Origin of the sequence: Cellvibrio polysaccharolyticus, assembly GCF_015182315.1 — a bacterium.
Taxonomy (GTDB): Bacteria; Pseudomonadota; Gammaproteobacteria; order Pseudomonadales; family Cellvibrionaceae; genus Cellvibrio; species Cellvibrio polysaccharolyticus.
On the sequence record NZ_PRDL01000001.1, the window covers coordinates 2,640,581 to 2,657,291 of the forward strand.

The 16,711-nt window shown below is 50.2% G+C and carries 8 protein-coding genes; 3 read left to right on the forward strand and 5 right to left on the reverse strand.

Translation table 11 applies throughout. The annotated features are described in order from the left end of the window. Window positions 1-29: 29 nt before the first annotated feature. The 3 genes from C4F51_RS11355 to C4F51_RS11365 form a co-directional block, all read right to left on the reverse strand. The gene (locus C4F51_RS11355; RefSeq protein WP_193909879.1) at window positions 30-476 is read right to left on the reverse strand and encodes a GNAT family N-acetyltransferase; all 447 of its coding nucleotides are present in this window, start codon (window positions 474-476) and stop codon (window positions 30-32) included. A gap of 20 nt (window positions 477-496) precedes the next feature. Continuing rightward, window positions 497-1,396 (reverse strand): AEC family transporter, encoded by a 900-nt coding sequence (locus C4F51_RS11360; RefSeq protein ID WP_193909881.1) that lies wholly within the window; start codon window positions 1,394-1,396, stop codon window positions 497-499. 116 nt (window positions 1,397-1,512) lie between these two features. Beyond that, entirely contained in the window at window positions 1,513-2,385 is an 873-nt protein-coding gene (locus tag C4F51_RS11365; protein ID WP_235992324.1) for a LytR/AlgR family response regulator transcription factor, read from the reverse strand. Window positions 2,386-2,575: 190 nt separating this feature from the next. Between C4F51_RS11365 and C4F51_RS11370 the strand changes: the two genes are divergently transcribed. From C4F51_RS11370 to C4F51_RS11380, 3 genes are all read left to right on the forward strand, one after another. After that, a complete protein-coding gene (locus C4F51_RS11370) occupies window positions 2,576-3,841 on the forward strand; it encodes an acyltransferase family protein (protein ID WP_193909883.1) in 1,266 nt (421 codons plus the stop codon). A gap of 679 nt (window positions 3,842-4,520) precedes the next feature. Next, a complete protein-coding gene (locus C4F51_RS11375; protein ID WP_193909885.1) occupies window positions 4,521-7,451 on the forward strand; it encodes a ribonucleoside-diphosphate reductase subunit alpha in 2,931 nt (976 codons plus the stop codon). A 174-nt stretch (window positions 7,452-7,625) separates the two neighbouring features. After that, window positions 7,626-8,855 (forward strand): ribonucleotide-diphosphate reductase subunit beta, encoded by a 1,230-nt coding sequence (locus C4F51_RS11380; protein ID WP_193909887.1) that lies wholly within the window; start codon window positions 7,626-7,628, stop codon window positions 8,853-8,855. A 672-nt stretch (window positions 8,856-9,527) separates the two neighbouring features. Here C4F51_RS11380 and C4F51_RS18265 read toward each other — a convergent pair. Beyond that, the gene (locus C4F51_RS18265) at window positions 9,528-9,656 is read right to left on the reverse strand and encodes a hypothetical protein (protein WP_268905037.1); all 129 of its coding nucleotides are present in this window, start codon (window positions 9,654-9,656) and stop codon (window positions 9,528-9,530) included. A gap of 338 nt (window positions 9,657-9,994) precedes the next feature. Continuing rightward, window positions 9,995-16,222 carry a pectinesterase family protein gene (locus tag C4F51_RS11385; protein ID WP_193909889.1) on the reverse strand — a complete coding sequence of 2,076 codons (6,228 nt, stop codon included), beginning with the start codon at window positions 16,220-16,222 and terminating at the stop codon, window positions 9,995-9,997. Between the last annotated feature and the right edge of the window lie 489 nt (window positions 16,223-16,711).

Genomic DNA, 16,711 nt, shown 5'->3' on the forward strand with positions numbered 1-16,711 from the left:
ACCTTGAGGTTTACGCTTATAAACGCTTCTTAGCCAAGCGTAATAGATTTGATAAATCGAACTTGCCCATCGTCTTGCATTCCTGCTTCCTGCCAACCGAGATGCCGGTAAAAGCCATTGGCTCGCACACGATGATCCGCATCGGTCTCCAGCCATATTTCCTTGCAGCCTTGCGAGGCCAACCATTGCTCTGCTTGCACCATCAACAAGCGGCCGATGCCTTTACCTTCATATTCCGCCCGCACAAACAAGGCAAAAATAGTCGCCTCTTCCGCATCGGCCATCGAGAAAGCAATTGGATAATTACCGTCTTCCGCCAGCCAACCTCTTCCGGTGCCAACCAACATGCCGGGCAGGCTCCCGGGCGTAATGCCCAGTTCAGCCAACTCTTCAAGAGACATATGATTTTGTCGCACACTGGTGCGGATGGAAAACAGGGCTGCGACATCGCTGGCAACCGCAGGACGAATATTCATAAGTACACCAACAAACGTAGTTATCCGACAGGTAATAAGACAGCCAGCAAAAACGGCAGAAAGATAAACGCCAACAGCGTTGAAACCACTACCATCGCGGCCACCTCTTCCGGGCTGCGGTGATAACGCAACGCCAGCAAATAATTGAATACTGCCACCGGCATAGCCGATTGCAACAGCACCACACTGCGCGAAACGCCCTCCACACTGAGTATCCAGCAAGCGACAAATCCGAATGCCAAACCGCCCAGAATACGCGCCAGGCTGAAACCGATGCTGCGCCGCCAGGTGACAATGCGCAAGGTAGATAGGGAAACGCCCAACGTGATGGTCATGAGAGGAATGGCAAAACCGCCGATCAGCGTCACGCTGTTATCCAGCCAGAGCGGTAAGGCCGTTCCGGTCATCAACATGGCGATGGCAATGATCATCGAGTAGATCACCGGCTGGCTGGCGAGGTCTTTCAGTCGGGCGCGCCAGCCACCCTGGGAGTTGGAAACAATCACCAGCCCCACGGTGAAGGTGGCAATCATCATCACCATGAATGAACCCAGGGCAAGCGCCAACCCCAATTCGCCAAAAGCAAACAGGCATAGCGGCAAACCCATGTTGCCGTTGTTGGGCAAAATCAGCGGTGGTAAAAAAGTGGGAATATCCATTTTAGTGGCTTTGAGCAAAGCCCAGCCAGCAATGCCCATCAACGCCATGGCCAGCGCCGTCGCCAACATCACCTCGCCCATTACCGCAGGGTCAACCTCCACTTTGGCCATGGCAGATACAATCAGGCAGGGTGTGCCGACATACATGACGATGCGGGAGACAAAATCCGCCGGGTAATCCGTTCCGGATTTCCCCCAGATGTAACCAATAACAACAGAAATGATGATTGGAGCAAGAATAGCGAAGAGTTCGCTTAACATCCGATATCCCGAGCCAGCTGGTAAAAGACCAGTTTATCAGGGCGCCGGTCTGTTCGGCAGGAGAAAACCCTCAATTTGTATGATTAATATCAACAAGCCGGAGAGTCTGTGGAAAATCATCCCGACTCGGCCATCGCCGCTTTAAAGCCATCGCGGTAACGCCGCGATAACGACAACTCTTCACCGGAGTTTAAAAACAGCTGGTAGTCGCCAGCATCGGTAGGTTGGATATGGCTAACGTGGCCCAGGTTGACAATAAAAGAACGGTGCACCCGCACAAATGCCCCGGATGGCAACAGCGCCTCCAGGCGAGCCATGGTAATCCGCATCGGATACACGCTGTCTTTCACATGCAAATTGGCGTAATTTCCCGATGCCTCTACCCAGCGGATATCTGCCACTGCAACCAGGAACTCCTTACCCAGCTTTTTTACCAGCAGGCGATCCGGCAAGGGTTTTGAGGAGCTCTCGCTTTCGTCCACATAACTCGCCTCGCCTTGCAAACGGCGCAGAATAAATTGATAGCCGCTGACCGCGACCAATACCAGCAGGTAGGCCATGGCATCCTTACGGTATTCATACAGAAATTCGTACAGCACATTGCCGAACTGGTAATGCTCCCCCATCAACCCATACACCAGCTTGCGCACCATCACCATGCCTGCCACATGCACCAGCGAAAAAGGCACGGTTAGCAGCGCATGAACAACCACCAACTGTGGCCAGAGCAGCCTGGTTTGCAACCACCGATGCAGACGGATGACCGGCCAGATACACAGCAGCATCACGAAGGTACTGCTCGCCTCCCAACAAAAGGCTTTCCAGGTATCCAGTTCGCCGCCAAACCGGCGCGCTTCCATCAACGTACTGGAAGCGAGCAACAGTACATTCAGCACGCCCCAAAGCAGTAATAAACCGGGCGCCCACCATTGCTGATGAGCAAGAAAATGGGTTTTCAGCCGTTCGGCCAACGAGCTAGTCGGTTTCAAAATATACCCTGCATAAAAGCACGCTGCCGTTCGTCCCGGCAGGCTGCCGGTTATCACAACGCCTTGTTATTCAATCACTTAAGGAGACAAAACCAATAATACCCAGCGCACAATAAGCCGTGCCTCCATCATCGCCCATGCTATCAGGCAATGGTGCACGGCACGAGTCAGCGGTTCACCGGAGATTTTTATGCCCGCCTTATCGGATATTTCACCTTCACCCCAACCCTGGTACAACCAGCGCCGTCACGCACTCGACTGGCTTCGCGTACTGGCATTCGCCCTGCTGATTTTTTATCACCTGGCGATGGCCTATGTTGCAGACTGGGGGTTTCATATAAAAAGCCTTTACCTGGCAGAATGGCTGAAGCTGCCCATGCTGTGGTCCAACCCCTGGCGTATGTCGCTGTTGTTTTTCATCAGTGGCGCAGCCATTTCCTACCAGCTTCATCGTCACCACGGCTGGAAATTTCTCACCGGTAACGGCCGTAAACTCATACTGCCGCTGCTATTTGGCAGCGCGGTCATTGTAGCGCCCCAATCCTGGATTGAAGCCAAACTGGCCGGTGCCATTGGCGATATGGGTTATTGGGAATTCTGGCGCAATTACGTGGGTTACTCGTTCGGCTTCGGCGAGCCCTTGTCAGGTTACCGTCGGCTGGAGGTGGCCAATATTATCTGGAACCACTTGTGGTATCTGCTCTATCTGTTCACCTATATCGCCATTCTCTGGCTGCTGTATCCGTTATTGATGCGCTCGCGGATTACAAAGTTCTCCATCACTCTGGCAGAGCGAGCCCCCAGGGTGATGCTGTATTTATTCCCTCTCGCGCTGTTTTTCGCCATTAACCTTTGTTTAGGGAAACACTACCCCATCTCCAACGCATGGATTGGAGACTGGTTTAACCACGCCCGCTATCTCTGTGTGTTCATCATGGGTTTTGCACTGGTGCGCAGTGAGCGCTGGTGGCAGGCGTTTGCCGATTTTCGCCACTGGTCGCTGGGGATGGCTGTTTGCACCTATATAGGTGTTGTCTTATACGACGCCGGTTGCCAACTGAAAAACCTGGCGCCATTTCTGGCAAATTTCGAAACGCCTGTACGTAGCCTGGTATGGTCAGCCGATGGCTGGTTATGGATTATGGCCATCATCGGCTACGCCCAGGTGTGGCTGAACCGACCTTCTGCGCTGATTCAATCGGCCAATCGCGCCGTGTATTGCTGGTACATTCTCCATCAAACGCTGATCGTGATTGGCGTGTATGTGTTGCGAACTTATGAGGTTGGGCCGGTATGGGAGCCGTTACTGGTTACGCTATGGGTAGTGGGCGGTTGTTTGATGGGTTATCAGCTGATTAAAACCCTGCCGGTGATCAGGGAGCTTATGGGGGTATTCCCCGCAAAGACGGCTTCCATGGAGTCATGCCCTCGCCGTTCACCCTGCTCTCACCAGTAATCGGGTCACACACCAGCAAAATGCAGAGTTTTGCTGGTGCCTCTCCGCCGGTTGGCGCAAGTGATAGCCAGCCCCCGATCAGGTTTCCCAAGGTGCATATTTAATGTCGTAATAACTTTCCACATTGGTAAGAAATAAAAAATCTTAGCGCTTAAAACCCTTGCAAAAAAGCAAAGCCGCGCCTGCCGTGGGCTGGCGAGGAACCCGAAGGGGTACTACCAAAAAAATAGCACCGGGGCTAGACTTGTTTTAAAGAGCAAACCGCACTATCTTGTATCCCACACACCAACAACCCCTATATATAGGGGTTTTGTGATTTAGCGCACTACTCGGTAATAACTCTTGTGTCAACATGTTTTCCGGCATTTAACGCCGATCTCTGCGTCTCTGACGGGGGATATTGAAGCATTCTGAACGCCGGAATGCATCGCGCCCAAACCGGCCTGTCCGGAACTGTACCGTAACAACATTACTGATTTTGATGTCCCGGCTGGATCGTTTATCGCATCTTTTATGCGACCTATTCTCCCCGGGATAGCTGTGCTATCAAGCATGGCTCCCTGCAAAAGCGGTGTCATTGACCCCGCTTTTTGTTCACCTGATTTTTGTTTACCTGATTGAAACGCGTTAACCCATTTTTCTAACGCATGGAATCACGACCTGTCACGCGGAGACACCAATGCACACACAAACTGAACAGTCCACCAGTAAAGGCCAGGCTTCACCCAAGGGTTCGGACGATTCGTCATCTTTCAGCAGTACCGCTCCCGGGCAATTACGTGTTATCAAGCGTAACGGTACCGTGGTGCCGTTTGATGCCGGAAAAATTGCTGTTGCCATGACCAAAGCATTTCTGGCCGTTGAAGGTGGTACTGCAGCAGCCTCCTCCCGTGTGCGTGAAACCGTAGACAACCTCACCAGCCAGATCATCGCCACCTTCAAACGCCGTATGCCTTCCGGCGGCACTATTCATATTGAAGATGTTCAGGATCAGGTCGAATTGACCCTGATGCGCGCCGGCGAACAGAAAATCGCCCGTGACTACGTTCTCTATCGTGAAGAACACGCCCGTTTACGCGCACAAAAACGCGCTGAAAATGTAGTGCCAGACCCCGACTACCCGGCTCTGAACGTGACACTGGACGATGGCAGCCGCACCCCGCTGGATATCGCCCGTTTGCGCACCGTAGTAAGCGAAGCCTGCTCCGGCCTGGAGAACGTGAACGAAAAAGCCATTCTCGACGAAGCCATGCGCAACCTCTATGACGGGGTTGCCCTGAAAGACGTTAACACCTCACTGGTGATTACCGCTCGCACCCTGGTAGAAAAAGAACCCAACTACTCTTTTGCCACGGCGCGCCTGTTGCTCGACAAACTGCGCGGTGAAGCACTTGGCTTCCTCGGTCTTGCTACCCAAGCCACTCAGACCGAAATGACCGATTACTACCAGCGCGCCCTGCCGATTTACCTGAAAAAAGGCGTTGAGCTGGAACTGGTTTCCCCTGAGCTGCTGAACTTTGACCATGAAAAACTGGGCAAAGCCATATTGGCAGAACGCGACCTGCAATTTACCTACCTCGGCCTGCAAACCCTGTACGACCGCTACTTCATTCACAGCAATGACGTGCGCATTGAACTGCCGCAAATTTTCTTTATGCGCGTGGCAATGGGCCTGGCGATTGAAGAAGACAACCGTGAAGACCGCGCTATCGAGTTCTACCGTTTGCTGTCTTCTTTTGACTACATGAGCTCTACCCCGACCCTGTTCAACGCCGGTACTTTGCGCCCGCAGCTGTCTTCCTGCTACCTGACCAATATCCCGGATGATCTGCACGGTATTTACGGTGCCATTCAGGACAACGCTATGCTGAGCAAGTTTGCTGGCGGCCTGGGTAATGACTGGACGCCGGTGCGTGGCCTGGGTGCTTACATCAAAGGCACCAACGGCAAATCACAAGGTGTTGTTCCTTTCCTGAAAGTAGCCAACGATACCGCCGTTGCGGTTAACCAGGGCGGCAAGCGCAAAGGCGCTGTGTGTGCCTACCTGGAAACCTGGCACATGGATATTGAAGAATTCCTTGAGCTGCGCAAAAACACCGGTGATGATCGTCGTCGTACCCACGACATGAATACCGCCAACTGGATTCCTGACTTGTTCATGAAGCGCGTCTTTGATGACAAGCCATGGACGCTGTTCTCGCCTAACGATGTTCCTGACTTGCATGACCTCTACGGCGAAGCCTTTGAAACACGTTACGCTGAATACGAGCAACTGGCCGCTGACGGCAAAGTGCGCTTGTTCAAAACCGTTCGTGCGCTGGACCTGTGGCGCAAAATGTTGGGCATGTTGTTTGAAACCGGCCATCCGTGGATGACCTTTAAAGACCCGTGCAACCTGCGTAGCCCGCAACAACACGTTGGTGTAGTGCACTCGTCCAACCTGTGTACTGAAATTACACTCAACACCAAAGCCAATGAAGAAATTGCCGTGTGTAACCTGGGTTCTGTTAACCTGGCACAACACATTGAAAACGGTGTTTTGAACCAGGAAAAACTGGCCAACACCGTAAAAACCGCTATCCGTATGCTCGATAACGTTATCGACATCAACTACTACGCGGTAGAAACTTCACGTGCATCCAACCTGCGTCATCGCCCGATTGGTCTGGGCTTGATGGGCTTCCAGGATGCGCTCTACAAGCAACGTATTGCTTATGGTTCAGCGGAGGCCGTTGCGTTTGCTGACACCTCTATGGAAGCTATCAGCTATTACGCCATCAAAGCGTCTTCCGAACTGGCCACCGAGCGCGGTGCTTACTCCACGTTTGACGGCTCTTTGTGGAGCAAAGGCATTCTGCCCATCGACTCCATTGACCTGCTGGTGAAAAACCGCGGTGAAAAATACATTCAGGTAGATCGCAGCCAGACACTCGATTGGGCCAGCCTGCGTGAAGAAGTTAAAACCAAAGGTATGCGTAACTCCAACGTAATGGCGATTGCCCCAACGGCAACCATTTCCAACATTACCGGTGTAACCCAATCCATTGAACCGACTTATCAAAACCTCTACGTAAAATCCAACCTGTCCGGCGAGTTCACCGTGGTAAACCCTTACCTGGTGCACGACCTGAAAGAGCAAGGTTTGTGGGACAGCGTGATGGTGAATGACCTGAAATATTACGAAGGTTCATTGCAAAAAATTGATCGCATTCCGGATGACCTGAAAGCGATTTATTCCACCGCGTTTGAAGTAGAGCCGCGCTGGATTGTAGAAGCCGCCAGCCGTCGCCAGAAGTGGATCGATCAGGCGCAAAGCCTCAACCTGTACATTTCCGGAGCTAACGGTAAAAAGCTGGACGTTACCTATCGCATGGCCTGGTACAGCGGTTTGAAAACCACCTATTACCTGCGCGCGCTGGCAGCGACCAGTACTGAAAAATCTACCGTCAACATCGGTACGCTTAACGCCGTATCATCCGGAGCAAGTGCGCCCACCGTTGCAGCGACAGCACCCGTAGCAGCGCCGATTGCCGAAACTGATTTCAGCCAGGCGGCGCCGGTTCCACAAGCCTGCTCTCTGGATAACCCGGACTGCGAAGCCTGTCAGTAACCATCTGAATCACACCTGCGCGAGATCAACCCGAACGATCCGCGCAGGTGCTATAAACCGCACGAATAGTGTTTATTCAAAAAAGAAAGAACGTGCCCGTGGTGGCCTCAAACCAATGAGTGCTGTGTGCAAGCTGCACCTCAATCACAAACCGTTAATGACAGGATTTGACTCATGTTAAATTGGGACGATTTCAATACCGACGAAGTAACCACCAAAGCGCCCGAAGCCCCTGCCAAACCGGCAGCACCCGCTCGCACTGAAGCGGCTGCCCCTGCAACGCCGCCGGCAAAACCGCAAAATGTCAGCCCGGAGCTGGCCAAAGCCCGTGCAGCGCTGGAAAATCTTGATCCCACACCAGGCCTCGAAGAACTGGAAATGGGCGCTGCCCGTATTCAGGTTGACGACAAGATGATGATCAACTGTCGTGCCGACCTTAACCAGCTGGTGCCTTTTAAATACGATTGGGCATGGCAAAAATATCTCGACGGTTGTGCCAACCACTGGATGCCGCAAGAAGTTAACATGACCGCCGACATCGCCTTGTGGAAAAGCAAGGACGGCCTCACCGAAGACGAGCGCCGCATTGTCATGCGCAACCTCGGTTACTTCTCTACCGCTGACTCACTGGTTGCCAACAATCTGGTGCTGGCGATTTACCGTCTGGTGACCAACCCGGAATGCCGTCAGTACATTTTGCGCCAGGCCTTTGAAGAAGCGATTCACACCCACGCTTATCAATACTGCATTGAATCGCTGGGCATGGATGAAGGCGAAGTATTCAACATGTACCGCGAATTGCCCTCCGTTGCCAACAAAGCAGCTTGGAGTTTGAAACACACCCACTCACTGGGCATCCCGACCTTCACCACCGGCACCCCGGAAACCGATCAGGAATTGCTGCGCAATCTGGTAGCGTTTTATGCGGTTACCGAAGGCATTTTCTTCTATTGCGGCTTTACCCAGATCCTGTCCATGGGACGCCGCAACAAAATGACCGGTGTTGCCGAGCAGTTCCAATACATTCTTCGCGACGAATCCATGCACCTCAACTTCGGTATCGATATGATCAACCAGATCAAAATCGAAAACCCGCACTTGTGGACCGCAGAATTCCAGGAAGAAGTGGTACAAATGATTCTGCAAGGCACCGAACTGGAAATCGCCTACGCCCGTGACACCATGCCACGTGGTGTACTCGGCATGAACGCCACCATGATGGAAGAATACCTGCACTTTATCGCCAACCGCCGCTGTGCGCAGATGGGCTTGAAAGAACAATACCCGGGCGCTCAAAACCCCTTCCCGTGGATGAGCGAAATGATGGACTTGCGCAAAGAGAAGAACTTCTTCGAAACCCGCGTGATTGAATACCAAACCGGCGGTGCGTTAAGCTGGGATTAATCGACATATCGAAGGCAAGGATGCCTGATAATGACTTATTGAATATTTGATCTATATTAAAATCTCTGCCTGAAATAAGCCTTATCATGCAGGGGTTTTAACGAAGTACAAAAAACACGTAAAACACTATTATAAAAGTAACGCAACCCGTATTAGTCAGGATGATCTCTCCAGGAATGTGTTCCACATTCAGCCCAGGCTGAACAACACAAACCAACCAAGAGATTACCAACATGAGCACAAAGAAAGCTTTCTCCCCCGTCGCAGGTCTTATAGCCTCTCTGCGGCAAGATCCCAATGCCTCTGCCCTTTTCAAACACCTGGCCGCCTCGGCGCTAATTCAATTCAATGCAGGCCTGCAAACTGACACGCTGCCTGTCAACAAAACCGGCAAATCAATGAAAGTGTCTTGAACGTTACCTGCAAAAAATGCCACTGGAAAAGTTGCATCCTGTTCAGCAACACCGGTGGCATTTGAATAGTCTGTTTAATACTGATTGATGTGCGTGCATTACACGCAATACGCAATACGCAATACGCAATACGCAATACGCAATACGCAATAGCATGACAGTAACCGGAAGTAAAACGAAAATATCCCGGGATGTTTCGCACAGGCCGTTGGGCCAAGCGAAAATTTAATATTGATATTACTGAAAAGATACCAGCGGATTATTCAGAAGACATTTCTTGAGCAGCAGAACTCGCACTATCAACCTGCCCTTTTGCCATAACGATGTTATGGGATATCCCTGCCATGCTCAGCAACAAAACGATTACAACAAATGCGAAAGCTTTCATAACCTGGCTCCAATAGCGCTAATTGCATTGTGCAGACCGGCTTTGCTTTTATTTTCCGTCCATTATTAAATTCTATAGATTGTCTTCTTTACAACCATGACTCAGATCAAGTTTAAAACCATTAACATGCATATTAAATACCCATTAATGGATAAATAACACCCTGATTTTTCAGAGATATTTTCATTAGCTTTGAGGATTGCTATTCGGGATTTATTGAAAGAATAAAAAAGAGACTTCTCTGCTGGTCAGGGAAGTTAATGGAATAGATATTTTGAAAAAAATAACGGGTTTGCGACAACCGCAAACCCGTTTTTAACTTAGAAAAAAGCGGACTTCTAATCCTGCCGACTGATTTCCTGAATGTTTATACCACCCGTGCTCAGTCCTTCCCGACCATAAATAATTTTGATCGCTGACTGTGAATGGGTTGCGTCGAGGTCAAGGGAAATACTGTCGCCTTCCGAGGCAACTGCAAAACTCGCGTCCTTTGCTGCTAGCACCGTTCCATCACTACCGACCAGCGCAATTTTTCCCGCAGTTGCGCCACTACCTGTTTGGCTATATTTTATAGTTATATTTAGTGCTTTACCTGCTTCTACGGGAATAGCAATGTAGGTACGCACATTAGGAGGAAGGCTCTCACCGACGTTCGGCATCATTGTTGTATTGTTGCTAAAAAATGCGCCATTAGTATTCCACAGTGCTGAAGTCGAACTATTGTTAACAGAACCCGCAGGACGATAACGCAACACATTTGCTGCGGTGGAATAGAATGTCAGACCATCAACACTTACTTCACCGTCGGTGACTTTGATACTGTTATCGGCAACGGCATTATAAGCAGCGCCAAAAAGATTGGTATCTGCAGCCGCGTATGCAGCGGAATCAAATCCCCAGGTTGTGGTCACGGCAGATGCAGCGCTTGAAGAAGAGCTGGAAGATTCACCATTTCCCTCATCGCTGGAAGCAGCACTGCTTGAGCTACCGCCTTCGCCGCCGCTTCCATCTTCACTACTGCTACTGTTGCTCTGCGCACTGGAAGATTGACTGCTGGACGACTGTCCATTACCACCAGGATGAGAGAAGTTAATACAATCAGTGTCATTGCCAGGCAACGGGTCCCAACCTGCACCACCATTAAAAGCTGAGAAGATTTGGGCACGGTTGCAGTATTCGGCACTCACTTCACCTGGAGATAACTCATACCCACCAACGCGATTTGCAAGGTTGATACTATTACCATCGGTATCCACACTGCCAACTTCACGCCAACCACTGATCGCAGTAGGAGTTACCGGGTTTGGCGCCGGTTGACCATTTACACCCGCACCAGCCCAGCCCGCAGCATTGATGTGGTTTTCCATTTTGCTATTCACAAATACTACGTTATCAAAACTGCTATTACCGCCGGGGCTACGAGCCAGGTAAGTTGCACCCGCCGGAACAGTATGACCAACAGGCCCTACGCCGTGAGTTAAATGGCTGTTAAGAAAAACATAACCTTTGTCGGTCGCATTGACGACACGCGCCTGAACCAGGTAACCACCGTTATTGGCATTGCTGCTATCGCCCAGTGAGCGGATTTCACTTTCTTCAAATAAAGCAACGTTACTGCTGCCCCAGATAAAGTCTACGTTACCTGCTACCAACGTTTGATAAAACCAGCTGTAACCTTTCAGCTGAAGCGTGTCCTGCTCACTGATAAAGTCAGCATTTTTTGCAATCAAACGACCGGTCGAATTGAAATACAAGGTTTCTGCCTGGCCGCCACTGCTGGTTTTAATGGTGGTGTTTTTCAGGGTCAGGTTTTCCAGCGTTAACATGTCTGCCAACTCAACCAGAAATACCGGGCGCCCCGCCGAACCGGGATTAAAACCTTCAGAGTTTTGATATTGAATTACTACGCCTTCACGGCTTTCGCCAGTAATGGTCAGGTTATCTTTATTACGCAAATACAACAGCTCGGAATAGGTACCGTTATTCACAGTAATCGTTGCCGGCTCGGATTTGTCAAGATTCTCCATCACATGATTTAACGCGCCTTGCAGGGTGCGGAAATCAGCCAAACTACCGTTGTCATCCACCGTTAATGAGGTGAGGTTTACAGCAGGTGCTTCGCGGGTGGTAAATGACCAGTCAGCATTTTTGCCGATGCCTTGAAATGGCAAGGTTGCAAGCGTGGCGCCAATAAATGCCGACTCACTAATCGCTACGTAGTAACTGGTGTTGGGCTCCAGCTTTTTACTTTGCAATGCAATGGTCGCGGTGTTGCCAGCAATACTAATGGGTCGGGTATTCAGCGTGCGATAAGAGCCGTAACCAATAGTGTCTTTGTGATCGACCAATTTAATGGTGTCCACTACCGAGTCATCGCTACTTTTAAAAATACGGATAGCTCCAGTAGAGCCCAACACTGGCGGTGAATCAAAAGTCAGCGTCAGATTGGTATCCGCATAAACTTCCGCTTCGTTAACCGCTGGCGATACGAGGCCGTTCAGATTGTAAGTCGCCACCGGCATTACAAATGCCGGTGCAATGGTCGCGGTAATGGTACGAGTAAGATCCGCATCGGAACCGCTGGTAAAGGTGATAGTAGCTACACCTGCAGCCAGTGGATTCAAGGTGACTTCATAACCGTTTTGACTAACGCTCACTACCGAAGGATCGCTGGACGTTACGGTAAAGGTGTCATCCGCATTCTGCGTATTTTTGGCATTAACGGTAATAACTCTCGGTGCATCACCGGCTTCTACATTGAAGGCAGTCGCAGGTGAGATAGCCAGTTGCGATGGCACCGGCGGTTTATCATTGGCATTGCCGACTTTGATGTCATCAATTTCGAATGAGCGATTGTTTGAGAAAATACCAATCAACCCGCGCTCGGTAAGGCTGGCGTCACTGAAACTGGCAACTGCGAGATCGTTCAAATACAGTTTCATTTCAGTACCAATTAACTCCAGACGCAATTTGTACCACTCACCATCGGTACCGCCTGGCGTTCCCAGAGAAATGGCAGCAAGGTGACGCATAGTCCCTGTACTGGTTGGATTCCCTGTGGAGTTTCGCTCTACAATTTCGAAACGCGGCGGATTGGTTTCGTGAGCAACCATGCCCATGCCATACCAGTTATTTACATCCTGATAACGCGCCATCACGTATATGCTGCGCTGGGACTGGCCATTAGTATTCAGACGTGGACGGATACGCGCTTCAACATAGTAATCGGCTGAAGTAACGCTTGCTAACGCTTCGGGTTTAATTAAAGCCAGTACCCCACCGGTTGCTCCACTGCTCGCTACCGTATGACGTAAAACATTGTTATCCCCCGCATCATTCAAAACATCTAAAATGCCGTTGGCCCCCAGCACAGGCAACAAATCCCAGTTGCCTGTCCCGTTGGAAAAATCATCGCAGAAATACAAACCCGACTCGGAAGCACAGTCGAAAGCAGGTGCAATACTGCTTGCACTGCTGGATGCGCCATTGTCATCACTGGAGACGGAAGAAGCACTGCTTTCACCGCCACCGGATGGAACCGAGGAATTGGAACTGCTACCGCCACCGTTGTTACCACCATCACTGCTGGAAGACGAAGATGAGCTGGATGCGGAGGATGCATTCCCCAAATCAGTAAAGTCACAATCCAGCAGGTTTTCCGAAGCACCGTAACCTTTTACGCAACCGATATTGGCAGGCAGCAAACCGGATATTTGTGCAGGTGTATAAGCGCCCTCATCTGTCCAGACGACCCAATCAATCAGTGCCTTATAGCTGTTACTACCACCATCGCCAATTTGCAAATAGTTATTTGTCGCTGCTGTAGGAGAGAACTGCACCTCTTCCTGATTCAGAACAGGGATATTGGAGCCATCCAGATACGCTCGTGCCCAGCCGACAGTAGGGCTGGAGAGTGCTACTGTAAAGTGGTAAATACGGTACTCATCCATCGCCAAACCATAAGCATTATTAGGTGCAGGCGATCCTTCAAACTGTACGCCATAATTACTGGCACCATCCGCACGTAACACCACCTTCAAACGGCTGGCTGTAGCATCTGCCGCACCACCAAATGTGGTTTCCAATTCCAGCACGCGTGCATTGGCTGGTGGATTAAAGCCTTTAATTCCGGCAATAAGAGTAAAGTATTTAGGATATATACCATCGTTACGCACTACATCACTTATACGCGCACGATTATTTTTAGTACCCAATGAAGTTGAATCGAACACCACTGAGCCCAGCCCGGTTGCAGTAAAGTCACTGGCAGACCCCTGTATACCGAAAGAGGTAGTAGTCACACCATCAGCCAAAGTAATAGCACTGGCATCAAACGGTGAAACATCACCACTAAAAACATTCCAACCAACCGAAGATGGATCCTCTGTCACAGGCTCTGGTACGGGCGGTGGTGGTGGCTCGATATCCCACTCCGGGCGAGTACATGCCAACACCGGAGAACCGGTATCCAACTTGCCCACACCGGCATACTGTTGCACATGCGCAGGTACATCTGCAGCAGGAATCAGGCTTGCCTGATATAAATAACCCTGTGGCAGATTCAACGTGCCGGTAGAGGTATGATCAGCCAATTGCTGATCAGCAATAATATTGGCATCACCGTCTTTCTCTACCCAGATAACGCCATCACGCAACTGGTTACCGATTAATTCCCAGTAACCAATCGCAATACTGTCTTGCGACATCACCGGATTTTTTACCTGTTCAAACACGTTGTTTTCAACGCGAATGATGGCGCCCATACGGGAGTTAATCGCCGAGGTATCTACATTGTGGTAATAGTTGTTGTAAATATGCCCTTTACCAAAACGGAACAACGGCAAACGGGAATTTACTTTGTGCCAATAGTTATGGTGCCAGGTAATACGACGATCAAAGTTATCTTCATCAGAAGAACCCCAGAGAGACGTTTTCCAGCTGTCATGCAGGTAGTTGTAGGAAATGGTGATGTCTGCAACATCGCTGCGGCCACTGACCAGCTCATCGTAATAATCTTTTTGATAAGCTTCTTGTGCTACCGGATCGGTAATTGACGGTGGCACAGGTACATTCAGATCATTAAACAATTCGTTGTGATCAATCCAGACATTTCTTACCGGACCATTACGACCATCAATAGTAATAATGTCACCCTGGCCACGAACCTGCGGTACTTTGTGCATTTTCAGGTTGCGCACAATCACGTTACTGGCAGTGATGTGGATACCCACACCCCAAAACTCGGCATCAGCGCCTCGACCAATAATAGAAACATTCGGACGATTAAGTTTGATATCCGTATTGCCGGAGTTATGCCAGGTAATTACACCATCAATATAAACCGTAAGCGGTTGGTTGGCATAAGAAGGGTTGTTAAGCGCTGCGCGCAACTCTTCACCGCTACACACGGATACTTCAACCGCATTGGCACCGGAACCACCTGTGGTGCCGCCATTGAGGGAGGCGAAACCGAATACCGTATCAAAGTCAGGCCCGGAACTAATTACAGAAGAAGAACTGCTGCTCACTGCCTCAGATGATTGACTGGAAATACTGGACTCGCTTGAAGCGCTCGATTCACTTGAAACACTAACGTCGCTTGAACTACTGGAGATACCAATGTCACTCGATGAACTGGATTCGCTTGATTCGCTGGAGCTACTTGACTCACTCGAAACGCCAGCTTCACTTGAGCTACTAGACTCGCTGGATACACTCACTTCGCTTGAACTGCTGGACTCACTCGAAACGCTGGATTGACTGGATAAACTGGAAGCGCTCGAAATAACAGGCTGGCTTGATGCACTGGAGACCGGCGGGATTACCCCACCACCGGTTGAAGAGCGGGAACTCAGGCTGGATTGAGAGCTGGCACTACTACCGGGAACTACCGGCGTTGAACTTTGGCTTGAGGAAGAAGAGCTTTCTTCCATCGGCACGCCATGAAATATCAGGGTTTCGCGTAAATGATCCAGCGCTTGTTGCAGGGAAATAACAACGGTATTCACTGAGCCTGAATTGGCCACCAGCTCTACCACTGCCGGCGACGCCGCAAATTGTTCGGGCGCCAATGCGAAATCAAGCGGTGTAGCGAAATTGGCGGGTACGGGAGTTAGGTCAATACCATTGGCCGGATCAGCATCGGCATCAAGGGATTGCAGTAATCGGGCGATGTTAATCGCTATTGGCGATGCCGGATTAAGCGACTGCGCCATATCCAGAGGCGTCACTAATGCCTTGGCCGGAATTGGCGGAAATTCGAGATCGCCAATAAAAAAGGTCACCATCTCACCGGGGCGGTAATTAAATTCGCCCCGCTCATTGGTAACACCATTTTGTGTTTCTGTGCGGTAACCGATTCCCACCACAAACGAATCCACAAATACACCGACAGAAACTGCCGCGGCACTCGAAACCGACTGGGCAGAACTGCTAAGCACGGGAGCGCTGGACTGATTATTTATGCTGGATGATGAGCCGGGTTGAGGTAAACCTTTGTTGGAGCTACCCCCACAGGCAGCCAACAACAGTGCCATTGACAGGCCTGTCAGTAGTTGAGTTTTCATAATACTCTCTCTTATCGTTATTTTTGCTGCGCAAAATAAAACGCAGGCACAAAAAAACCACCGGAAAAGCCTGCGATGGCTCCGGTATTGATCCGATAATTGAATGCATTGCCTGGTATTACTTTTTATTTTATAAGGTCTGCCGGGGCAGCCCGAGCTCGTGGGCTCATAGTGATAACGCGATAAAACGGCAGAACGTCCCTGAACCTATAATTTTAAATATGAAATCGACAATCTATATTTGAAAAAAGGGATATTACAAAACGGGATATTGCATGGAATCGACCAACATGGAATGTAACGATAGCTCAATTTATTAATGTTATTTAAGCATTTCATTTCCAGAGGCAACGCTGGAGCCGTGTATCACGCCACACCCACCGTTCGCTTCCGTTCTTGCACTTGAAAAAAACTATCGCCAACTATAACCCATGATTTCGCGGCGCGTAATCCCCCACCACGTGAAAAACTTAAACCCGCCTGAAAAAC

Excerpts from the sequence above, each read along its gene's own strand:
- C4F51_RS11385 (WP_193909889.1), bottom strand. The coding sequence starts at position 16,222 with ATGAAAACTCAACTACTGACAGGCCTGTCAATGGCACTGTTGTTGGCT.
- C4F51_RS11380 (WP_193909887.1), top strand. The coding sequence starts at position 7,626 with ATGTTAAATTGGGACGATTTCAATACCGACGAAGTAACCACCAAAGCG.
- C4F51_RS11355 (WP_193909879.1), bottom strand. The coding sequence starts at position 476 with ATGAATATTCGTCCTGCGGTTGCCAGCGATGTCGCAGCCCTGTTTTCC.
- C4F51_RS11375 (WP_193909885.1), top strand. The coding sequence starts at position 4,521 with ATGCACACACAAACTGAACAGTCCACCAGTAAAGGCCAGGCTTCACCC.
- C4F51_RS11370 (WP_193909883.1), top strand. The coding sequence starts at position 2,576 with ATGCCCGCCTTATCGGATATTTCACCTTCACCCCAACCCTGGTACAAC.
- C4F51_RS11360 (WP_193909881.1), bottom strand. The coding sequence starts at position 1,396 with ATGTTAAGCGAACTCTTCGCTATTCTTGCTCCAATCATCATTTCTGTT.
- C4F51_RS18265 (WP_268905037.1), bottom strand. The coding sequence starts at position 9,656 with ATGAAAGCTTTCGCATTTGTTGTAATCGTTTTGTTGCTGAGCATGGCA.